Annotated in this window: 21 protein-coding genes; 12 read left to right on the top strand and 9 right to left on the bottom strand. The window is 43.9% G+C overall.

The features are described from left to right. Positions 1-15: 15 nt before the first annotated feature. The gene (locus ACEWB7_RS02585; RefSeq protein WP_411580389.1) at positions 16-1,017 is read right to left on the bottom strand and encodes a hypothetical protein; all 1,002 of its coding nucleotides are present in this window, start codon (positions 1,015-1,017) and stop codon (positions 16-18) included. Between the two features lie 225 nt (positions 1,018-1,242). After that, positions 1,243-1,488, bottom strand: a complete 246-nt coding sequence (locus ACEWB7_RS02580; protein ID WP_004781873.1) for a SlyX family protein — start codon at positions 1,486-1,488, stop codon at positions 1,243-1,245. Positions 1,489-1,527: 39 nt separating this feature from the next. On the opposite strand from ACEWB7_RS02580, the gene ACEWB7_RS02575 reads away from it, so the two are divergent. Beyond that, the gene (locus ACEWB7_RS02575; RefSeq protein WP_180002963.1) at positions 1,528-3,435 is read left to right on the top strand and encodes an ATP-binding cassette domain-containing protein; all 1,908 of its coding nucleotides are present in this window, start codon (positions 1,528-1,530) and stop codon (positions 3,433-3,435) included. A gap of 123 nt (positions 3,436-3,558) precedes the next feature. Next, complete coding sequence (locus tag ACEWB7_RS02570; RefSeq protein ID WP_302700058.1) at positions 3,559-4,494, top strand: lauroyl acyltransferase; 936 nt, start codon at positions 3,559-3,561, stop codon at positions 4,492-4,494. Positions 4,495-4,534: 40 nt separating this feature from the next. Here ACEWB7_RS02570 and ACEWB7_RS02565 read toward each other — a convergent pair whose 3' ends face one another. Both ACEWB7_RS02565 and ACEWB7_RS02560 read right to left on the bottom strand, forming a co-directional pair. Further along, complete coding sequence (locus tag ACEWB7_RS02565) at positions 4,535-4,942, bottom strand: GNAT family N-acetyltransferase (RefSeq protein ID WP_180002965.1); 408 nt, start codon at positions 4,940-4,942, stop codon at positions 4,535-4,537. A gap of 336 nt (positions 4,943-5,278) precedes the next feature. Next, positions 5,279-6,409, bottom strand: coding sequence for an endonuclease/exonuclease/phosphatase family protein (locus tag ACEWB7_RS02560; protein ID WP_411580388.1), 1,131 nt, complete (start codon positions 6,407-6,409; stop codon positions 5,279-5,281). Between the two features lie 188 nt (positions 6,410-6,597). Here ACEWB7_RS02560 and asd point away from each other — a divergent pair, with 188 nt between their 5' ends. The 5 genes from asd to truA all read left to right on the top strand — a co-directional run bounded on the left by asd (position 6,598) and on the right by truA (position 12,686). Beyond that, positions 6,598-7,716 (top strand): aspartate-semialdehyde dehydrogenase, encoded by a 1,119-nt coding sequence (asd, locus tag ACEWB7_RS02555; protein WP_411580387.1) that lies wholly within the window; start codon positions 6,598-6,600, stop codon positions 7,714-7,716. Positions 7,717-7,854: 138 nt separating this feature from the next. Further along, on the top strand, positions 7,855-9,459 hold the full coding sequence (locus ACEWB7_RS02550) for a hypothetical protein (protein ID WP_411580386.1): 1,605 nt from the start codon (positions 7,855-7,857) through the stop codon (positions 9,457-9,459). Between the two features lie 65 nt (positions 9,460-9,524). After that, positions 9,525-10,853 carry a fimbrial protein FimV gene (locus tag ACEWB7_RS02545; RefSeq protein ID WP_411580385.1) on the top strand — a complete coding sequence of 443 codons (1,329 nt, stop codon included), beginning with the start codon at positions 9,525-9,527 and terminating at the stop codon, positions 10,851-10,853. Between the two features lie 45 nt (positions 10,854-10,898). Further along, entirely contained in the window at positions 10,899-11,870 is a 972-nt protein-coding gene (locus ACEWB7_RS02540) for an asparaginase domain-containing protein (protein WP_411580384.1), read from the top strand. An 18-nt stretch (positions 11,871-11,888) separates the two neighbouring features. Continuing rightward, positions 11,889-12,686, top strand: coding sequence for a tRNA pseudouridine(38-40) synthase TruA (truA, locus tag ACEWB7_RS02535; protein ID WP_411580383.1), 798 nt, complete (start codon positions 11,889-11,891; stop codon positions 12,684-12,686). A gap of 127 nt (positions 12,687-12,813) precedes the next feature. Here truA and ACEWB7_RS02530 read toward each other — a convergent pair whose 3' ends face one another. Further along, complete coding sequence (locus tag ACEWB7_RS02530) at positions 12,814-13,821, bottom strand: AraC family transcriptional regulator (protein WP_004781856.1); 1,008 nt, start codon at positions 13,819-13,821, stop codon at positions 12,814-12,816. Positions 13,822-14,052: 231 nt separating this feature from the next. Here ACEWB7_RS02530 and infA point away from each other — a divergent pair, with 231 nt between their 5' ends. From infA to ACEWB7_RS02515, 3 genes are all read left to right on the top strand, one after another. Next, complete coding sequence (gene infA / locus ACEWB7_RS02525) at positions 14,053-14,274, top strand: translation initiation factor IF-1 (RefSeq protein ID WP_001284370.1); 222 nt, start codon at positions 14,053-14,055, stop codon at positions 14,272-14,274. 140 nt (positions 14,275-14,414) lie between these two features. Continuing rightward, positions 14,415-14,810, top strand: coding sequence for a hypothetical protein (locus tag ACEWB7_RS02520; protein WP_180052965.1), 396 nt, complete (start codon positions 14,415-14,417; stop codon positions 14,808-14,810). A gap of 182 nt (positions 14,811-14,992) precedes the next feature. Continuing rightward, positions 14,993-15,406, top strand: coding sequence for a hypothetical protein (locus tag ACEWB7_RS02515; RefSeq protein WP_411580382.1), 414 nt, complete (start codon positions 14,993-14,995; stop codon positions 15,404-15,406). 63 nt (positions 15,407-15,469) lie between these two features. On the opposite strand, the gene leuB is transcribed toward ACEWB7_RS02515, so the two are convergent. The 4 genes from leuB to leuC form a co-directional block, all read right to left on the bottom strand. Then, the gene (gene leuB, locus ACEWB7_RS02510; RefSeq protein WP_004781852.1) at positions 15,470-16,549 is read right to left on the bottom strand and encodes a 3-isopropylmalate dehydrogenase; all 1,080 of its coding nucleotides are present in this window, start codon (positions 16,547-16,549) and stop codon (positions 15,470-15,472) included. Positions 16,550-16,590: 41 nt separating this feature from the next. After that, positions 16,591-17,154 (bottom strand): hypothetical protein, encoded by a 564-nt coding sequence (locus tag ACEWB7_RS02505; RefSeq protein WP_005232350.1) that lies wholly within the window; start codon positions 17,152-17,154, stop codon positions 16,591-16,593. Positions 17,155-17,241: 87 nt separating this feature from the next. Further along, entirely contained in the window at positions 17,242-17,892 is a 651-nt protein-coding gene (gene leuD, locus ACEWB7_RS02500; protein WP_411580381.1) for a 3-isopropylmalate dehydratase small subunit, read from the bottom strand. A gap of 21 nt (positions 17,893-17,913) precedes the next feature. Then, positions 17,914-19,347, bottom strand: coding sequence for a 3-isopropylmalate dehydratase large subunit (gene leuC / locus ACEWB7_RS02495; protein WP_004781848.1), 1,434 nt, complete (start codon positions 19,345-19,347; stop codon positions 17,914-17,916). A 262-nt stretch (positions 19,348-19,609) separates the two neighbouring features. On the opposite strand from leuC, the gene ACEWB7_RS02490 reads away from it, so the two are divergent. Together ACEWB7_RS02490 and ACEWB7_RS02485 are read left to right on the top strand one after the other, a co-directional pair. Then, positions 19,610-19,846, top strand: a complete 237-nt coding sequence (locus ACEWB7_RS02490; protein ID WP_312307387.1) for a DUF2061 domain-containing protein — start codon at positions 19,610-19,612, stop codon at positions 19,844-19,846. A 185-nt stretch (positions 19,847-20,031) separates the two neighbouring features. Continuing rightward, a complete protein-coding gene (locus ACEWB7_RS02485) occupies positions 20,032-20,901 on the top strand; it encodes a LysR family transcriptional regulator (RefSeq protein ID WP_004781845.1) in 870 nt (289 codons plus the stop codon). Positions 20,902-20,909 lie beyond the last annotated feature (8 nt).

The following is a 20,909-nucleotide window of genomic DNA, read 5'->3' as shown; positions in this document are numbered from 1 at the left end:
CCTCATGAGATTATTCTAATTTAGAAACATCTCATGACTATATAACACTTCGTGACCATTCCAATAAATATATCCTTTTTCAATCAACTCTTTAAGTAAAAGACGGACATCAGATTTTGGAAATAACTGCTCGAGTAAATCACGTAATTCATAAATATCTTTAGGCTTATTTCCCTGTAATTCGCGCAGTTTGCGTGCAACTTCGAACTGTACCGGATCAATTTTATTAAAGTTTTTAAACAGGCCTTGCTGGGCAGACTGAATTGGAGATTGAGCAGGTTCAACAACAGGCTCTTCAGGATTAAGCTTCGAGATCACCTGATCCAAAGCTGGTTTTTCAGCAGGTGCATGCTCATTGAGATCTAGCTGTACCCACTGTTTCAGCACTTTTTTGCGGAAACTGATCTGCTCGTCATAGCGTTTGACTATTTTCAGATTAATCAGCATACCAACTACATGCTGCGCTTTGCCTGGTAAAACTTGCAGAATATTGATGACTGAATTTTTTAAGGTTTCGAGCGTGGTCGGTTTGCCACTCATCTTGCCAAGCGCATCACAATATTTTTTCACTAGCTGTAAAGCTGGTTTAGCTTTAATGGCTTCAATACTCGGCAACTGGATTTTAGGTTTATTTTGAGTCCCTGTTGATGCATCCTCTGGTAGCACCTGAATTAAGCTGCAATCAATATCTGAAGCCTGTAGCATTTGCATCAGCATTTCACTGCTATCCATGGCTGAAATCAGCTCGACCTGAGTATCTGCTTCCAGCAGAGCCATTAACTGGCCCACAATCACGGCATATTCATATTCCTTATGCTCTGCTTCCGGGACATCCAGAATGATAATTTGTCCACTGCTGATCCAGCTCGCCAACTCAGTCAGTTCTTCTAGAGCAAACTCGAATTTTCCGGCACAGTTAAACAAATACAAGGTCGGATAATGTTCAACAATGTCACGTAACAGTTTGGCTGTAGGAAAGTTATTTTCGAGATCAAGAAGGACAACTTTTTGGCGCATAAGGCAAGATTAAAAACTGAGCTAGAAAAATACTATTAGAGTAGGAAGTGTGTGAAAGGTCAAATAGTTTCCTCCTTCCATGACGATATTTAGATTTTAAAGATCATCTTGGACGAAGTAAAAGTGGCGACTTGGTTTAGGTTTATCGAGCTTCACCTACTTAAAAGAAAACCCTCACGACTGGAGGGCTTTCTTTTTGTTTTCTTTTTAAAAATTATTTGTAAATTAATAATGCGGGGGACGGTTGGTGACCGGATCAAAAGCATCAATCCCTTCGGACAAGTCTGCAGACTCAACACGTTGATATAACAACTGCATTTGTTTTTTTAAATCGGCAATTTCCAGATTCTGGCGAGTGACCTGCTGATTCAGCTGTTCAACTAAATCATCTAAAAATGCAATTCGCACTTGCAAATCTTCAATGGGTGCGGAAAATGACGCCTGATCATTTAGATTTTGTTGTTTAGTCATTTTAAGTCCTCATTTGGGATTTCAGGAAACATTAACATTATGGCCTATATTACTTTAAGGGATGTCCAACTGGCATTTGGCGGACCTGCCTTGCTCGACGGCGCCAACTTTAATTTGGAACGCGGTGAACGAGTATGTTTGATTGGCCGTAATGGTGAGGGTAAGTCTACCTTACTTAAACTGATTGAAGGAAGTTTACTTCCGGATAGTGGTGAGGTTTCGTTACAAAATGGCATCACCATTTCCATGCTGGCCCAAGACGTGCCGATGGATTCTGGCAAGGTTGCAGATATTGTTGCTGATGGCGCCGGTGAAGCTTCAGAAGTGTTGCGTGCCTATCATGAAGCCAGTGAAGCCTGTGTGCTGGGCGATATGGAAGCCTGTGATCGCATGGGACATTTGCAGCATCAGATGGATCAGCTGGATGGCTGGGCTTTAGAAACTAAGGTTAATTCAATCCTAAGTAAAATGGGACTGGATCCTGAAGCGGATCTGGCCGATTTATCTGGCGGTCGTAAACGCCGTGTCCTGTTGGCACGTGCCCTGCTCACCCAACCTGATGTGCTGTTACTCGACGAACCGACGAACCATCTGGACGTCGAAAGTATTGAATGGCTGGAAAAATTCTTGCTCGAGCAGAATAACTTGACCTTACTGTTTATTTCGCATGACCGTGCCTTTGTGGACAGTATTGCGACCCGTATTGTCGAGCTGGACCGTGGTATTTTGCGTAGCTATGAAGGCAACTATTCACGTTACCTCGACCTAAAAGCTCAGCAGCTGGAAGCAGAAGAAAAACAGAATGCCCTGTTCGAGAAAAAACTCGCTGAAGAAGAAGCCTGGATTCGTCAAGGCATTAAAGCACGTCGTACCCGTAACGAAGGTCGTGTCCGTGCTCTGAAAGAATTGCGTGAAGAGTCTAAAGCACGCCGCTTCCAGCAAGGCAAAGTCAACATGTCGACTCAGGAAGCACAGCGTTCAGGCAAAGTGGTGTTCGAGATTGAACATCTCAGCGTGAAGTTTGGTGATAATGCACCGATCATTAATGATTTCTCGGCGCTGGTAATGCGTGGCGATCGGATCGGTCTGGTGGGTGATAATGGTGTCGGTAAAACTACACTAATCAAAGCCATTCTGGGAGAAATCGAGCATGGCGGTACAGTCAAAACCGGTACCCAGTTGGAAATTGCTTATTTTGACCAGCTACGTAATGTGCTGGATCTGGAAAAATCAGTTAAAGATAACGTTTCGGAAGGTTCAGATCATGTCGATGTGAATGGCCAACGTCGTCATATCTATAGCTATTTACAAGACTTCCTGTTCTCCCCAGAACGTGCCCGTACGCCAGTTAAAGCCCTTTCAGGTGGTGAACGCAACCGTATTCTGCTCGCCAAACTATTACTGAAACCATCCAACCTGATCGTGATGGACGAACCGACCAACGATCTGGATATGGTGACGCTAGAACTGCTGGAAGAAATGCTGGCGGAATACAAAGGCACCCTGCTACTGATCTCGCATGACCGTGCTTTTATGGACAATGTCGTCACATCAACCTGGGTCTTTGATGGCAAAGGCAATATTGATGAATATGTCGGTGGCTATCAGGATTATCTGGAACAACGTCCAGATCAAACTGTGGTTGACCAGAAAATGGCTGTCAAAAAAGCTCAGGCCAAAGCTGAAGCAGCAGTTACACCTGTAGCATCTGCTCCGAAGAAAAAACTCAGCTACAAAGATCAGCGTGAACTGGAAATGTTACCGGCTGAAATTGAAGCACTGGAAAAAGAACAAGCTGAACTTTCTGACAAACTGGCGGATGGCTCGTGGTTTGTCACAGATGCAGCAGCAGCGACCAAGGCCTCTGAACGTTTAGGCGAAATTGATGAGATTTTGCTGGAAAAAATGGAACGTTGGGACCAACTGGAAAATATGACCAAAGGCTAATCTTTAAATCGCCTAGTCACTAAGCATCTGTATTCGTACAGGTGCTTTTTTATTTTGCAGTTTTTTATTTCAAAAAGCTCTTCTGCTACACTGCTGACATCTTTGATTTCAAATATTGAATTTATGAGTCGAACGCCAGAATACAAACCCGGTGAATTTCAATGGTCATTCCTGTTACCGCAATACTGGGGTATCTGGGGGGGTATTGTATTTCTGATGATTCTGGCTATCTTACCTTGGGCGATTCAGCATCGTCTGGCACGTCTACTCGGCCAGATGGCATTTAAATATTTGAAATCTCGCCGTGAAACCACGCTTCGCAATCTGGAAGTTTGTTTCCCTGAATGGTCAGCTCAAGAAGTTCAGGACAATGCTCGTATGGTCTTTATTGACCAGATGCTCGGTGTATTTGAGACCTTGAATGCCTGGTACTGTCCAAAATGGTTTAAAGGCCGGGTACAGATTGAAGGGCTGGAACATATCCAGCAGGCTCAGGCAGAAGGTAAAGGGGCTTTATTGCTCGGTACCCACTCGACTTTGCTGGATGCTGGTGGTTATTTATGTGCACAGTATTTTGAGCCGGATGTGGTGTATCGACCACAAAATAATCCCTTGCTCGATATGCTGATTTACCGCTGCCGTGCCACCATTTATGCCAACCAGATTGACCATGATGATATGCGCGGTCTGGTGCGTAACCTGAAAAATGGCCATGCTATCTGGTACAGTCCGGATCAGGATTTTGGTTTAAAACAGGGTGTGATGGCACCCTTTTTTGGAGTACCTGCAGCCACAGTCACTGCACATCGTCGCTTATTAAAAATGACCAAAGCCGCTGCCATTCCACTCTATTTTTATCGAACTGGTGATATTAAAGATCCATGCTACTGTGTGTTGATCGAGCCTGCGGTAGAGAACCTGCCAAGTGCGGATGAAGTCGATGATGCAACCCGGGTAAATCTGATTATTGAACGCCAGTTGCGCATTGCACCGACGCAATATATGTGGTTCCACCGTCGCTTTAAGACCCGTCCTGAAGGCTATGATAAAATCTATTAAAAACTAGAAAAAATATGGACGGTATTATTGGCAAGACAACTCAATGATCCGTTCCTTGATAAATCCACATCGCTTCTGTATGCCCTGCACGCTCAAAACCTAGAGCTTTATAAAATTCAGTGGCATGCTGATCAGCCACCAGAATTTTCTGATGAAATCCTGAATAACGTTGCAGCATTTCTTGCATGATCAGACGACCAATACCCTGTCGCTGCACCTCCGGGTGAACCAATAAATGTGGGAAATACACCACCAGATAACCATCTGAAATCGCATTTCCCAAGCCGACCAGCCGACCGTTGATACGTGCCGTCACCAGACTATGAGAATGCTGCAAAGCCTTTAAAAGCAATTGAGGTTTTTCTGCAGCTGACCATTGATTGACAAGATAGAGCTGTAGCACTTCGAATTCATTGACTGAATCATGATCGGAAATCATAACTTCCATTCAGGTAATATCCATTTTTTAATTTAAATTTTATTTTAATAATCAATTAATTATAATAAAAAAATGAGCCAAAAATAATTTAACCCGGGTTCTACATCCTGTAAAACCCGGGTTAATGAGGTTGTGCTTTCATATGTTATAATTGCTTCTTCGTTGTTGTGATTTCCCTTTCAGCATCATTTCCATGATGTTTTCATTCAGCTTCGTCTTCCTTATGAGAATATCCTTTCTCGACTCCCTGTGCTGATAAGCTTAGAATACGTGGATTCCTCTGTACTGCCCATTCGCAAGAAGCGGAAACTGCTGTAAGCAATATCGTACACTTTTCAGCTAAAACTATAAGAATTTCTCCTCATTCTTATAAGCCATCGCAATCTTATCAGTAACTTTTTTCTCTTCTTTCTCTGCCTTTTCAATTCCTTCCTGAATTGCTTCTTTAGCTTCCTGATCATCCTGATCCGTTTTTTCCAGCTCTTCCTGATGATGCTCAAATACCCGCCCAGTTTGTAATACCAGATAAACCGGAAAATGATCTGATCCGACGTGTTTTAAACGCTCCATATGCACCAGGGCAAAATCGGTGCTGTGAAACACATGGTCAAGTGACCAGCGCAATAAGGGATAATCGGCATGAAAAGTATTCACATAACGTCGGCCGACACGCGGATCCAGTAAACCGCTGATACGCTGGAATAAACGTGTCGTGCGTGACCAGGCCACATCATTCAGATCTCCCATCACAATGCAGCTTTCATCCAGATCCTTAATCTGATCCCCTACAATCAGCAGTTCCGCATCACGTAAGGTTGAATCTTTGGCTTCAGTTGGGCTTGGAGGTTTCGGATGCAGACAATAGAGCTGTACAGGCTGTCCGGAACGTAACATGACCTTGGTATGAATCGAGGGAATTTCATCACTCAGAATAAATTTAACCTCGGTTTCACTCAGCTCAAGTTTGCTGTACAGATGCATGCCATACAGATTATCCAAAGGTACGGGCACCCGATAGGGATAATTTGGCTCAATGACGGTTAGTGCATCCTGCCATGCCTGATCGGTTTCCAACGTTAAGACCAAGTCTGGCTGATGGGTCTGGATCTGTTCAATCAGTAAATGATATTTAGTATTAGTCGTGAGGACATTAGAGACAATCAGGGAAATCTGACGATCCGGATCCAGCTGATCCTGCTTGACCTGCTTGACCTGTTTTTTCCAGACAAAGGTATAAGGCAAGACCATTTTCAGCTGATACGCCAAAGCAGCGATCAGACCGACAAAAAGCAGCTGATTAAAGGCTGTCCACGGGTGATCGACCAGGAGAAAAAGAACAAAGGCAATGAAGCCCAACACCAGAATCTGTAAACGTGGAAAATCTGCACCACGAATCCACCATTCATCTCGGGGAATCAGCGACCAGAAACTTAACCAGATGACCACGATTGCCATGATCTGGATAAACCCTACCATAAGATACACTCTTCACTAAGTTATTATTTTTTCTAAAAGAAAAATTGCTTTATCAATTTTGTATGTATCATAAAGCAGATATTTCGCTCAAGAATATTGATGTTTTGATTATGTAGCTCTTGCAGTCACGTCCCTTTTTGATACACTCGAATCCCTTTTGATTTTTTAACGCACCGAGGCAAAGTGACATGAAAGTAGGTCTGGTCGGTTGGCGCGGGATGGTGGGTTCCGTCCTTATGCAACGTATGGTTGAAGAGAATGATTTTGCTCATTTTGAGCCATTCTATTTTTCTACCAGTAATGCGGGTGGTGAAGCTCCGGCATTTGGTGGTAAGACTGCCCCAGCACTTATGGATGCAACAGACATTAACAGTCTGAAGCAAATGGATGTCATTATTACCTGTCAAGGTGGCGATTACACCACTGAAGTTTTCCCAAAAATCAAAGCTGAAGGCTGGGATGGCTACTGGATTGATGCAGCATCTACCCTGCGTATGGATGATGAAGCAATCATCGTACTTGATCCGGTGAACATGCATGTGATCAAAGACGGTCTGGTCAAAGGCACCAAAACTTTCGTGGGCGGTAACTGTACTGTTTCCCTGATGTTGATGGGCTTAGGTGGTCTGTTCCAGAACAATCTGGTGGAATGGGCAACTTCAATGACTTATCAGGCAGCTTCTGGTGCTGGCGCGCAAAACATGCGTGAGCTGATTACTGGTATGGGTTATTTATATAACAATACCAAAGACTTGCTGGATGATCCACGTTCTCCAATTCTGGACATTGATTCTAAAATTGCTGAATTGCAACGTGGTGAAGGCTTCCCATCTGCAAACTTTGGCGTTCCTTTGGCTGGTTCACTCATTCCTTATATCGACAAGCAACTGGAAAGCGGCCAGTCGAAAGAAGAATGGAAAGGTCAGGTTGAAACCAACAAGATTCTGGGCAACCAGCAGATCGTGCCAATTGATGGTCACTGTGTACGTATCGGTGCCATGCGCTGTCACTCTCAGGCATTAACGCTGAAACTTCGCAAAGACGTTCCACTGGATGAGATCGAAGATATCATTGCAAATGCAAATGACTGGTCTAAAGTTGTGCCAAACACTCGTGAAGCATCAATGACTGATCTGACTCCTGTTGCAGTGACTGGCACATTAACTGTACCTGTTGGCCGTCTGCGTAAACTGAACATGGGTAAAGAATACCTAGGTGCATTCACAGTCGGTGACCAGTTACTTTGGGGTGCTGCAGAACCTCTACGCCGTATGCTGCGCATCTTGATTGATTATAAAAATTCTTGAGTTTCCGTCAGGAAATAAAGCACAAAGCCGATCTTTATTGATCGGCTTTTTTGTGTAACTATTGCGTAAGTATTTTACAAAAAACAAACATCCCGTTAATCTATAATTTTCGCTATGCGATAATGACTGAGCTCACAGATGACTGTATATAACAAATTAAAGCTTGCCATTTTAGCCATTGTTGCTTCACAAAATATTTATGCGATTAATGTAGATCCGGTACAAATCCAGTCTGCACCTGGGGAATTGCTTTATGCGGAAATGAATTTCCGTCAATCAGATATTAACTTGCCCATTGAGGTAAGTTTAGCCTCGCCAGAAGACCTGATTTCTATGGGCGCATCGCATCAGCCACCGGGTCATTTAAATTTTTTCACCCGTCGCAACAGTAATGGTACTGGGGTTATTACCATTACCTCGTCGCGCCCGGTTACTGATCGTGAATTAAATATCATTGTCAAAATCAAGGAAGGCAATGCAGCACGCCTACAGCATATCCGTACTGCATTAAGACCTAAAACTGATTTGTTACAGGCCAGCCTGAAACAGAATGAACAGCCACTCGCGCCTGTCGTAGTCGTGAGTGAAAAAGATATTGCCCTAAACTTACCGGTGAGTACGCGCTATACCAATGCCCAATCCAAACCAGCCACCTCATTTGTGGCAGAAAAACCATTAGCCTTACAAAACACAGCACCTCCTGCATTATCAGCCAGCTCTATCCCTAAAACAGCGATAGCTGCTGTGACCCATGAGCCAACATCGAGTATTGCAGCTCAAGTCACAAGCCCAACAAAACTTAATACTGAAACTGCGGTAGCAACGACAAGTCATAGTTCACAGCAGACTAGTACTGTAAACACTGCGCCAGTGAATACTCCATCCAAAGCAATCAACACGGCTGTAACTCAAGCAGATGCAACGCCAAACTTACAGGCTGCAGCGACAAAAGTTCAGGCTGAAACAATACCAGCTGAAGTTGCAGTAGATCCAACAAATAAAAATGCAACCTCAGCGCAAGTTTCTGCACCAACAAATACTGAAAACCAGATGGTGTCCAGTGATCCACTTGTCAAAAAATATGCAGAACAACAGGCACGTAAGCAGGCGGCATCCACCATTACACAGGACAAACCAAATTTAGCGGCTAAAACTCAGGCACAGCCGGCAGCCATCAAGCAAAGCACCTTAACCCAGGTCAAGCCGACCTATGTAGTACAGTCAAATGAGTCACTTTGGGGCATTGCTTCGAGGATTGCCAATGAACAGCAACGTCCAGTGAGTGAGGTCATGCAGCAGATCAAGCGTGAGAATGAACATGCTTTTATTGGGGGCGATGCCAACCGCTTGCGTAAAGGTGCAGCGCTTAATTTAGCGACCATTCATACTGCGAAAACTCCGATCCAGGCCTCAGCAATTAAGTCTGCTCAAGCACCCTCCAAACCTGCTGCAAAAACCAAATATCGTCTGAATGAGGCAGAAATGAGCCTGGTTGCCGAGAATCAGCGTGATTCCGGCCAGGTTTCTGCCAACTCAAACACAAAAGAAAATCGAACTTCGAAAGAGTTGTCATTAAAAGTTATGACAGCCCGTGAAAAAACCGTTAAATTACAGAGAAACGTAACTGAACTAGAATTGGCATTCAATCAGAAGGATCACAGAATTCAATTATTAAATGCTCGTCTTGCCCAGCTGCAACAGCAGCTTAAAGCACAACAGGCAGATAAAAAGCCAATTAATTAAAAAGTTACACATGACGATTTATTGGGATAGGCGAACTTAATGACTCTATCCCCAAGGGGTAAAACATGCTGATTTATGTGATTCCATTAGTGATATTGATCATCGTATTAATTGTCGTAAAAAAACGACAAGATGCTCAAGAATCAGATAAAGCAAAAACTAAAACTGTAAAAGCGAAAAAACCTGGCGCTGCGTCAAAATCCACTTCACAAAGAACCAAAGTGGTCGAGCCAGCCGGAGTCGTTAAAAAATCAGCAACGCCTCTATCAGCAGAAACACGCAAGAAAATTGAAGGTCTGATTCAGGAACGTAATTTCTTTGCAGCTGAAGCGCAAATCAATCAGGCACTGAATCGCGATAATTCTCAACATGAGTTGTATTTACTGCTACTCGACATTCATATCCTGCAAAAAGATGAATTTGCGATTTCACAGCTGATTAACCATGTTCGCTCTCTGGAACTGGAAGATATTCTGACTCAGGTTGAGGTCAAAAAGCGTGAGTTCGAAAACTCTTCGGTCGCTGTTCAGGATACTATTGATTTCCCAAGTGCTCAGCCACAAACCCCTCCTGTACAGGAAAGCAAACCTTATACAGATGCCTTTGCAGACCTGGTTGCCGCTCCCGCTTCAAACGAACAGGCATTTGATGCATTACAACAGGAACTGCAACCGAGCAAACCAGCTGCTGTAGCGGAACCAGTACCTGATATCCAACCCTTAGAGTTCAACTTTGAACCGGAGATTCCAGCGGCTGAGCCAGTAAAAACGGAAGAAGTTCCGCCTGTATCAGATAATTCAGTTGAATTTGATCTTCAGATGAATACTGCTGAAACCCAGACTGCTCCAACAGCAGCAACTGAGTCAGCACCGGTTCTGGATTTTAAGCTTGAGCTTGAACCATCTATATCCCTAAAAACAGAATCAGCGCCTGCAACAACAGAAGAAATCCAGCCTTTAGATTTCTCTTTCTCTTTAGACACTCCAATACCTGCAGCAGAAAAAACAGCCGAACCTGCGACTGAGTTTGACCTGTCTAGCCTCGATATTGCAACGCCTGCAACTGAAACGCCTGCTGCGACTGAAACATCTGGACTAGATTTTAAACTTGATAATGTCGAAGCTGTAAAAGAGGCTCCTGTTTCTACAGGGGTGAATTTTGAGATTCCGACAGCGCCTGTGACTTCAACAACCGATCAACATGATCCATTGGTGCAGTCCTTCCCGGAACTGATGAAAGTTAATGAAGCGGACCTTAACCTGGAGCTGGCACAGCAATATATCCAGTTAGGCGCTTATGCAGCTGCCCGTGAAGTCATTGCTGAACGTGAAGCTGAATATACAGCAGCACAACGTCAGCAAGCCGATCAGTTGCTGAATCAAATCGCATCTTAATCAATTTCCCTTTACACTAAAGCAGTCACATTTGGCTGCTTTTTTATGATAAAAGATATTGCACTGATTTATATGGGCGGCACCTTTGGCTGTGTCGGTGACCCGCTCGCCCCTATGTCTGCCGATTTATTTATTCCAAAACTGGAACAGCTGCTTGCTACGGATCAACCGTTCATTCAGTATTACTGCGCTCCTGTGATTAAGGACAGTAGTGCCTGTACTGCTACAGACTGGTTAGAACTGGTGCAATTTATCCAAAATCTGCAATCTGAACAGCAGATACAACATTTTGTGATTATTCACGGGACAGATACCCTGAGCTATGCCAGTGCAGTATTGGCACATTTTATGGGGAATTCAGCTCATATTGTGCTGACTGGCAGCCAGTATCCCCTCCTGAATGCTGAAGGCGATGCGCAACGCGAATTTAGTGATGCCATGGACAATCTGAGCTTTGCGCTCGCTTCAGTAACTCAGTGTAATGCAGGTGTTTATCTGGCTTTTCATCAGCAACTGATTCATGCCCAGACTACCTTAAAGCAGCATACCACTGAGCTGAATGCCTTTACTGGTCTGGACGCGCATATCTCTATTCAGGCCAACCAGCAAAGTTATCAGGTTACGGCAAACGATATTGCCAAAGCTCTGGATTTTAACTGTATGAGCTTGATGATGCAGCCGATTGATTTAGTCCAACAGTTCAATAATCTGAAAAATATTTTAGCCCATCCGCCACACTTCCTATTCCTGCAAGGTTTTGGAACCGGCAATCTGGCCGTCAATCCAGAGATCATAGATTTCATCAATCAGCTCTATGCCAAAGGTTGTATCTCGGTCTTAACTACTCAAGTGCCTTTCGGTGCCACTGATCAGCGTTATGCTATTGCTGAATGGGTGCATGATTGCAAAATTCTACTCAATGAAAGTTATGGCCATGCTGATCTTTATGCAAAAGCCCTAAAAATGTATTTACAATATGACACGGTAGAGCAATGGCATGCCCATTGGTACGATTAGTCAGGTTTTGAGGTCATTATGCAGCGTTTTGCAGTGGGAATTGAGTTTTGTGGAACGAATTATCGAGGTTGGCAGACTCAACAGCCGGGCGTAATCAGTGTTCAGGAAACCATCGAGAAGGTACTCAGTAAAATTGCCGATGAACCGATTATTCTGCAGGGTGCAGGCCGAACCGATGCCGGCGTGCATGCGACCAATATGGTCGCACATTTTGATACCCATGCCTTGCGTTCTGAACGGGGCTGGTTAATGGGCTCAAATAGCCAGTTACCTAAAGATATCTCGATCCAATGGATCAAGGAGATGGATGATGGCTTCCATGCACGCTTTAAAGCACAGGCACGCCGTTATCGTTATATTGTCTATAGCCATCCGGTACGCCCTGCCTTGCTGCATAAACAGGTCACGCATATTTACTATCCACTTGACGTCAAAAAGATGATTGAGGCAGCTGCAAAATTTGAAGGCACGCATAACTTTGAGAGTTTCCGTGCAGCAGCCTGCCAGTCCAATCAGCCGGTACGTCATGTCCGTCATTGCCGCCTGATCCAGCATGGGCCTTATCTGATTCTAGATATTCAGGCGGATGGCTTCCTGCATCATATGGTACGCAATATCATGGGCTGTTTACTGGAAATCGGTCAAGGCATGTATGAGGTTGACCATATTGACCATATTTTTGCAGCAGAAGATCGTAAAGCAGCCGGAGTTACCGCACCACCGGACGGTTTGTATTTTATTCAGGCTGAATATCCAGAGTATTTTGACCTACCCAAAATACCTTTGGGTCCATATTGGTTGAATATGCCGGAATAAGCTAATTATTTTTAATTTTTAAATCCCTCCTAACCTCCCTTTAAAAAAGGGAGGAACTCTCCTCCTGAGCAAAGCTTAAGCACTGCTTTAAGCTGAAGCGCAAGAAAGGAGGGACTTAGGATGGTAATTAACGCTGCTTCCGCTTCCGATATTCCACCGGCGTTTCATTGGTCCAGCGTTTAAACGCACGGTAAAAAGTACTTGGCTCCGAGAATCCAGTCAGATAAACAATCCGCTCCACACTTTCATTGGTACTCGCCAATAGACGTTTAGCCAGACGACAGCGATAATCAGACAGAATCTGCTGAAAACTGGTATTAGCCTCACTGAGCTGGGTACGTAAACGGCGTGGAGTAATATTCAGTTGAGCGGCTACAGTTTCTAGCGTTGTTTCACCACTTTCTAAAGTAGAGCCAATAGCCCGACGCACTTCCCCGACTAAATCGTAACGAGCCAGTTCCTGTAATTTTTCAATTGCCAGCTGTTCATGTAGCTGCAACAGTTCCGGCTCTGCCTGCCAAAGCGGGAAATCCAGAATACTGGGATCAAAATACAAACGGGTTTCTTTCTGCCCCAAACTTACCGGACATTCATAAACCCGGAAATATTCTTCATCTGCCGCGCCTTTGGAAAAATTAAAATCGATATAGATCGGTTCAAAACGGCCTTCAGTAATAAATTTAAAGAAACGCAACACACCTGACATCGCACATTCGGTAAAGTGACGATTGACCAGACTTTCAGCAAAAGGCTGTTCACCATTGGTCAGATAGCAGCGATCATCTTCGACCACCAGCTTGGCATGAAAGGCATCACTGATCAGACGCTGATAAGCCAGTGCACGTTTCAAGCCTTCACCAAAATTCTCTGATGAAATAAACAGATGCTCGATCACCTGTCCGCGATAGAGCGGCAAATGTTCACCCAGATGCAATCCGATATCCGGGTCCTTACTGACCTCTTCTGCGGCAACCCAGAAGGCATACTGAGCACTAAGCGGAGTACGGTCATTGGTCTCCACCTGATTTAAAGCGACTCCTGCTTTTGTCAGAAGTTCTTCTGTTGGCAAACCTGCACGACGAATCGCTTGATAGCCTAAACGCAATACGACTGATGCATCCGTTAGCTGACTCACTCAAAAACCTTCCTTGTATGTACTTCATTTATACTTAAAAAGATTGAAATTAGATTAACTGTGATTGACCAAACTGACAACAGATACCACACGCTTTTTAGTTAAAAAGTTTAAACTCACACTTCGCTTATTTTACTGACAGATGATCAGTCTAACGCCCGTTACACCTTGTGTTTTGCGAAAAAATTGACTATAATTTGCGCCTTTCCAATTTATTCATTCAGGTAGGCTATGGCCAATAAAGAGGAACTCATCGAGTTCGAAGGCGTTGTCACCGAGACGCTTCCTAATACTATGTTCCGTGTACGTTTAGAAAACGGTCACGAAGTAATTGCCCATATTTCTGGTAAAATGCGTAAACACTATATTCGTATTTTGACTGGCGATAGCGTGAAGGTCGAAATGACTCCTTATGATTTGACTAAGGGTCGTATCACATACCGTGCGCGCTAAGTTTTAGCGGAAGCAAAAGCCACTCATCCAGTGGCTTTTTTATTGTCTTTTCTTTTATATCAATTCCCCTGCACATTCCCTATACTGCATTCGAAGATAATAATTTCTATTTTTCCTCTAATAAAAACAGTGAATCATTCATGCAAAAAATCTTGTTTTCTCTGATCCTAGGAATCAGCCTGAGTGCCTGCGCCACTACAAGTTCGATAAAATCACGACAACTAGATCAGCAACTACAGCAATATATTGGCAAATCTGCAGAATCAATTCGCAAGGATCTGGATTTAACTGCACTCGGTTTTAAGACCTCAAAAGCACCTGTACAAACGGAAAAACGTCTGAGTTATACTGTACTTCGCACCATTGAACTTCCGTTGGGAACACCGGCCATTCAGCAAAGTGTCAGTATAGGTGCTCCTGTACGATTCGCGACTGCACCCGGCCCAGGTTATCAGGTTGAAATGCCCTGCCAGATTCATTTTCAACTAGAACAAGGGATTGCTCAATCCGTGCAATATAGCGGACGTGCCTGTTAAGACTTATTTTTGCGTTTTATTCATTTTAAAGTGGATATAAGAGCGTTCTAAGTTGTCTTGAATTTGACAGCTACAGCTAACTGCCTGATTGATCCTGTCTTGCCTAATAATAAATTACAACAGTTCCTCTCACACTTTGCTACTACACTGTTTTTAAGCGTTCCTTGAGTAGGAGTGATGTGATGTTGTTAAGCAAAGGTACTTCTCTGGTATTGGGCTTGAGCATCCTGTTGCTCGGTCTGTCAGGGTGTGCACAAACACCTACGATCAGCCAGACTGAACGTGAAACTTATTTACAGCAATTTATTGGGCAGAGTAGCCAGTATATTGATCGCAATTTAGATCTGAAACGTTTGGGTTATCAGCAAATCAGTGAACCTGAGCTCAGCTCCCAACAGCTCAGCTATGTCGTGGAACGTCCTGTGACCGTTCCCTTACCGATTGCCCAGTTTCCGGCAGCAGGTACTGGCACAGTTCCGGTTCCAGTCACTGTGAGTCCTGCATCAGGTTATGATGTGAATTTGCAATGCAAGATTACCTTTTTGCTCAAAGACAATATTGCAACTTCTGTCAGCCTTTCGGGTCGAACCTGTTAATCAAAATCAGTCGTAAAAAACGCAGCTCAAGGCTGCGTTTTTTACGTGGAACTAATGTGTAACTTAGTTCAATGCAGTCACAACTGCCTGACCCATTTCCACAGTACCCACTTTAGTCATGCCTTCAGACATGATGTCAGCAGTACGCAGACCTTGGTCTAAAACATTACCTACCGCATCTTCAATCGCTTTAGCTGCAGCTTCTTCACGGAAGGTATAACGCAGCATCATGGCTACCGACAGAATGGTTGCCAATGGGTTTGCTAGGTTCTGACCTGCGATATCTGGTGCAGAACCATGGCAAGGTTCGTACATCCCTTTACCATTTTCATCCAATGAAGCTGATGGCAACATACCGATTGAACCAGTCAGCATTGCAGCTTCATCAGACAGGATGTCACCGAACAGGTTAGACGTTACGATCACGTCAAACTGTTTAGGCGCACGTACTAACTGCATCGCAGCATTGTCTACATACATATGAGACAGGTTAATGTCCGGATATTGCTCTTCTTTCAGTGCAGTCACGGTTTGTTTCCAAAGCTCAGTCACTTCAAGCACGTTGGCTTTATCAACTGAACATACTTTACCGCCACGCAGACCAGCAAGTTCGAACGCAACCTTGGCAATACGTTTGATTTCAGATTCTGCATAAACGTCAGTGTTGAAACCTTGTTTTTCGCCATTTTCCAGTTCACGGATCCCGCGTGGCTGACCGAAGTAAATACCACCAGTCAATTCACGTACGATCAGGATATCCAGACCAGAGACGATTTCCGGTTTCAAGCTAGAGGCATCAGCCAATTGCGGATAAAGAATTGCTGGACGCAAGTTCGCAAACAGATTCAATTCACTACGTAGTTTTAACAGGCCACGTTCTGGACGGATTGAACGCTCAATCGTATCCCACTTTGGACCGCCTACAGCACCGAGCAGAATCGCGTCTGCTTTTTTCGCCTGTTCAGACGTTACGTCTGGATAAGGTGAACCGTGTGCATCAATCGCAGCACCGCCCAACAGACCTTGTTCCCATGTTAAACCCAGATTGAATTTTTCATTAACTCGTGTAAGCACCTGTTCTGCGGCTTTTACAATCTCAGGGCCAATACCGTCACCAGCTAAAATCAAAATTTGTTTAGACATGAGCTTTTCCATTTATAAGGTCAGGCATCCACCTGACTAGGTTAAATTTTTTTTTCTACAAACTCTGCAATGCCATTAATGACATTATAAGGTTTGCAAAAACGACGAATCACTTTCTGCTCTTGCAACAGGTCCACACACAATGGATCAGGTGCAGAGGCATTTAATAAACTGGTGCTACGTGCATTTCGGTCACGGAACATTTTCAAGGTATAGCGTTTATTCGCCTTAAACTGCTGGAACAGATGCAAGGTCTCAGCCTTATCCTTGCTAATCGGATAGAAACGCACCACCAGTTCATGCTGCCCTTCCGGCACAGATAAATAAATCGGATTATCCTGTTTCAGGTTTTTGGCCTGCAAACGAACCAGACGCTGATCCAGCGCTTCTGGGCTGATTCGCTTGGTGGACTCATCCACAATCATGGTCCGATCTAAACGTTCAAACTGACAATCCGGTGTGCCTGCACAATAAATCAAGGCATTGGATTTGCTTTCTGCATCTTCTTTGGCATGTTTAAGTTTGAAGGTATCAATGCTCTGACACGCGGTCATCAGCACTGATACTGCACTTAGAGCAAGCCACTGTTTCCAATACGTTGCCATGATGTCTGTATTAACCTATCAAAAAAATTAATAATCTTCTGATATTAGCAAGGCCTTCGCAGTCATGCCATGACAATTTTTGCTGTTTTATGAATGAATTTCAGCAAATACCCATGGGCGTGATTGTTTGGTTTTTTCTTCGTAGGCACGAATATCATCTGCCGCCTGCAAAGTTAAGCCAATATCATCCAAACCATTTAACAAACAATGCTTACGGAATGGGTCCACTTCAAACTTGAAGCTTTCGCCATTTGGTGTACGAACTTCCTGCGCTTCCAGATCAATCGTTAACTGATAACCTTCAACTGCTGCACATTCTTTAAATAATTGCTCAACCTGCTCTTCAGACAAGATCACAGGCAACATGCCGTTTTTAAAGCAGTTATTGAAGAAGATATCGGCAAAACTTGGTGCAATAACGGTACGAAAACCATATTCATTCAATGCCCAAGGTGCGTGCTCACGGCTTGAACCACACCCAAAGTTGGCACGTGAAATTAAGATTGAAGCACCCTGATAACGCGGCTGATTCAATACAAACTCAGTATTAATCGGACGTTTTGAGTTGTCCTGACCTGGATAACCTTCATCTAAATAACGCAATTCATCAAATAAGTTATCACCAAAACCTGTACGTTTGATCGATTTCAAAAACTGTTTTGGAATAATTAAATCTGTATCGACATTGGCACGGTCTAAGGGTGCAACAATACCTTGTTCAACGGTATAAGCTTTCATATTTCTGCTCCTGCGTACCAATTAAAATGAACGGACATCAACAAAGTGACCGGCAATCGCTGCCGCCGCCGCCATGGCTGGACTCACCAAGTGGGTACGACCGCCATTACCCTGACGACCTTCAAAGTTACGGTTTGAAGTTGAGGCACAATGTTCGCCTGGCTGCAACTTGTCAGCATTCATTGCCAAGCACATAGAACAGCCTGGTTCACGCCATTCAAAACCAGCTTCGATAAAGACTTTGTCCAAACCTTCAGATTCTGCCTGCTGTTTCACTAAACCCGAACCCGGAACGACCATGGCCTGCTTAATGCTAGAAGCCACTTTACGGCCTTTGATTACTTCAGCCGCAGCACGAATATCTTCGATACGTGAGTTGGTGCAAGAACCGATGAATACACGGTCTAACTGAATATCTGCTAAAGGCTGACCTGCAGTTAAGCCCATATATTGATAAGCACGGTTCCAGTCATTGCGCTGTACATCATCTTTGGCCTGTTCCAAAGTTGGAACCGCTTGAGATACCGGAATCACCATCTCAGGAGAAGTCCCCCAAGACACTTGCGGTTCAATCTCTTCACCTTGTAACACCACAACTGTATCGAAGTGAGCACCTTCGTCGGAGTGCAAAGTATTCCAGTACGCAACCGCCTGATCCCATTGCTCGCCTTTCGGTGCATATGGACGGTCTTTAACATACTCAATGGTTTTTTCATCGACTGCGACCATACCGACACGTGCACCCGCTTCGATTGCCATGTTACACACGGTCATACGGCCTTCAATCGACATGTCACGGAACACCTGACCACCAAATTCAATCGCGTGACCTGTACCGCCTGCAGTTCCGATTTTACCGATAATGGCTAAAACCACATCTTTCGGTGTTACGCCTTGACCCAATTTACCGTCAACGCGTACCAACATGTTTTTCATTTTCTTCTGAACCAGGCATTGGGTTGCCAATACATGTTCAACTTCTGATGTTCCAATCCCGTGTGCCAAGCAGCCAAATGCACCATGTGTTGCAGTATGTGAGTCACCACATACAACGGTCATACCTGGCAAGGTTAAGCCTTGCTCAGGACCAACAACGTGCGCGATGCCTTGACGAATATCGTTAATATCAAATTCAACAATATCGAACGTCTTACAGTTATCATCCAAGGTTTGTACCTGGATACGTGAAGTATCATCTTCAATCCCAGCCACGCCCTGCTCACGCTCTTTTTTAGAGGTCGGTACGTTATGGTCAGGTGTCGCAATATTGGCACTTAAACGCCATGGCTTACGGCCAGCAAGTTGCAAGCCTTCAAAGGCTTGTGGCGAAGTCACTTCATGCAATAAATGACGGTCGATATAAAGTAGAGCTGAACCATCATCTCGTTGTTTTACTAAATGGTCATCCCATAACTTATCGTATAATGTTTTTGCTGTTTGGGTCTCGCCTGCCATGTCGATGTGCTCCACTGGACTGGGTAAATTCTTTCGCTAATTTTGATTATATCGCTGCATTCACATAAATCTAATTTATCATTTTTATTAGTTAAAAAACTTTTTGGAATCTTTTAAAACTTAAATTAAATCATGGTTTAGCTCTCTTTTTATAAATCTAATTTTCCGATCGTTTTATTAAAAATATTCGTTTTTACAAATTAAATGAGAATTATTATTATTTCCTCATCGGCACAGATCATTTGTTTTGAGGAAGATCCACATGGCACATATTCAACGTTTCGTAGACAACAATCAGCGCATGTTCAAAAAGACATTTAGCTATTACATCATGCACATCATTGTCGCGATGTTAGTGGGCTATTTTGTCACAGGCAGTTTAACCATGGCGATTGCCTTGAGTTTATTAGAACCGACTGTACAGGCGGTTGCTTTCTTCTTCCACGAGAAAATCTGGGAAGCAAAAAGCCAGCAACAGGATGAGGAAATCACCGCATAATTTTTTGTCGATCTTCCTCTTTGAGCCACCTACCCTCGGTGGCTTTTTTTATGACATAAAATAAAACATTTAAAAATGTGTATTAATTCAACATTAAACCAATAGTTCTATATTTTTACTTTGATTTATTCTTGAATTATTACAATAATAAAATTAAGCATAAAAAAACTTTATAGGTGATCAAGATGAATCTCGCAGCTTTTGAAGCCTTTGTAAAAGTCATGGAAACAGGTTCGATTTCTTTGGCTGCAGATCAGCTTTTTATTACCCAACCGGCTGTGACCAAACGTATTCACAGTCTGGAAGAATATTTTGGGGTGAAATTATTTGAATCTGCGGGCCGTGGTGTTCAGGCCACTCATGCGGCGCATTCCCTGCTGCCTAAGGTAAAAAACTGGCTGAACGAGTTGGGTGATATTCACTACACCCTGAGTCATGAACAAGGTCAGGTCCAAGGCAAACTGAAAATTGGCACCAGCCATCATATTGGCCTACATCATTTACCGAGCCATCTGCGTGAATATGTACAGCAATATCCAAATGTGACGCTAGATGTACATTTTGTAGATTCTGAACAGGCGCATGAACAGGTCATTGCTGGTGATCTGGAACTGGCTTTCCTGACCTTGCCACCGCATGGTGATGAACGCCTAAAATATGTCACTATCTGGAATGATCCTCTGGTTTTTGTGGTCGCACCATTCCATCCACTGGCTCAGCAAAAAAACCTGTCTCTTGAAGATCTGGTGAATTACCCAAGCCTGCTGCCTTCTGCGCAGACCTATACTACGCAGATTACGATGGCCGAGTTTGAAAAGCAGGGCATCAAGCCGAAAACGACCATGAGCAATAACCCGCTTGAATCCATCCGGATGCTGGTTTCGATTGGTTTAGGCTGGTCAGTCTTGCCCAAAACCCTGGTCAACCATGACCTGCAAGAACTGGATCTGAATCTGGAAATGAACCGTCAGCTCGGTATGGTCTGGCATCCGGGTCGTACTCAATCGAAGGCGGCTGAAGCATTGGTTCAACTGATGCAAGGCCCGTCAATTTAAAATTAATT

This window comes from Acinetobacter sp. NIOH-H-8 (genome assembly GCF_046635365.1).
Classification (GTDB): Bacteria; Pseudomonadota; Gammaproteobacteria; order Pseudomonadales; family Moraxellaceae; genus Acinetobacter.
The sequence above is the reverse complement of the archived record's forward strand: the minus strand, read 5'-3'. Positions and strand labels throughout refer to the sequence as shown.

Excerpts from the sequence above, each read along its gene's own strand:
- ACEWB7_RS02550 (WP_411580386.1), top strand. The coding sequence starts at position 7,855 with ATGACTGTATATAACAAATTAAAGCTTGCCATTTTAGCCATTGTTGCT.
- ACEWB7_RS02545 (WP_411580385.1), top strand. The coding sequence starts at position 9,525 with ATGCTGATTTATGTGATTCCATTAGTGATATTGATCATCGTATTAATT.
- asd (WP_411580387.1), top strand. The coding sequence starts at position 6,598 with ATGAAAGTAGGTCTGGTCGGTTGGCGCGGGATGGTGGGTTCCGTCCTT.
- ACEWB7_RS02560 (WP_411580388.1), bottom strand. The coding sequence starts at position 6,409 with ATGGTAGGGTTTATCCAGATCATGGCAATCGTGGTCATCTGGTTAAGT.
- ACEWB7_RS02570 (WP_302700058.1), top strand. The coding sequence starts at position 3,559 with ATGAGTCGAACGCCAGAATACAAACCCGGTGAATTTCAATGGTCATTC.
- leuB (WP_004781852.1), bottom strand. The coding sequence starts at position 16,549 with ATGTCTAAACAAATTTTGATTTTAGCTGGTGACGGTATTGGCCCTGAG.
- ACEWB7_RS02565 (WP_180002965.1), bottom strand. The coding sequence starts at position 4,942 with ATGGAAGTTATGATTTCCGATCATGATTCAGTCAATGAATTCGAAGTG.
- leuD (WP_411580381.1), bottom strand. The coding sequence starts at position 17,892 with ATGAAAGCTTATACCGTTGAACAAGGTATTGTTGCACCCTTAGACCGT.
- ACEWB7_RS02515 (WP_411580382.1), top strand. The coding sequence starts at position 14,993 with ATGTTGTTAAGCAAAGGTACTTCTCTGGTATTGGGCTTGAGCATCCTG.
- ACEWB7_RS02585 (WP_411580389.1), bottom strand. The coding sequence starts at position 1,017 with ATGCGCCAAAAAGTTGTCCTTCTTGATCTCGAAAATAACTTTCCTACA.
- ACEWB7_RS02505 (WP_005232350.1), bottom strand. The coding sequence starts at position 17,154 with ATGGCAACGTATTGGAAACAGTGGCTTGCTCTAAGTGCAGTATCAGTG.
- truA (WP_411580383.1), top strand. The coding sequence starts at position 11,889 with ATGCAGCGTTTTGCAGTGGGAATTGAGTTTTGTGGAACGAATTATCGA.
- infA (WP_001284370.1), top strand. The coding sequence starts at position 14,053 with ATGGCCAATAAAGAGGAACTCATCGAGTTCGAAGGCGTTGTCACCGAG.
- ACEWB7_RS02540 (WP_411580384.1), top strand. The coding sequence starts at position 10,899 with ATGATAAAAGATATTGCACTGATTTATATGGGCGGCACCTTTGGCTGT.
- ACEWB7_RS02485 (WP_004781845.1), top strand. The coding sequence starts at position 20,032 with ATGAATCTCGCAGCTTTTGAAGCCTTTGTAAAAGTCATGGAAACAGGT.
- ACEWB7_RS02490 (WP_312307387.1), top strand. The coding sequence starts at position 19,610 with ATGGCACATATTCAACGTTTCGTAGACAACAATCAGCGCATGTTCAAA.
- ACEWB7_RS02520 (WP_180052965.1), top strand. The coding sequence starts at position 14,415 with ATGCAAAAAATCTTGTTTTCTCTGATCCTAGGAATCAGCCTGAGTGCC.
- ACEWB7_RS02575 (WP_180002963.1), top strand. The coding sequence starts at position 1,528 with ATGGCCTATATTACTTTAAGGGATGTCCAACTGGCATTTGGCGGACCT.
- ACEWB7_RS02580 (WP_004781873.1), bottom strand. The coding sequence starts at position 1,488 with ATGACTAAACAACAAAATCTAAATGATCAGGCGTCATTTTCCGCACCC.
- leuC (WP_004781848.1), bottom strand. The coding sequence starts at position 19,347 with ATGGCAGGCGAGACCCAAACAGCAAAAACATTATACGATAAGTTATGG.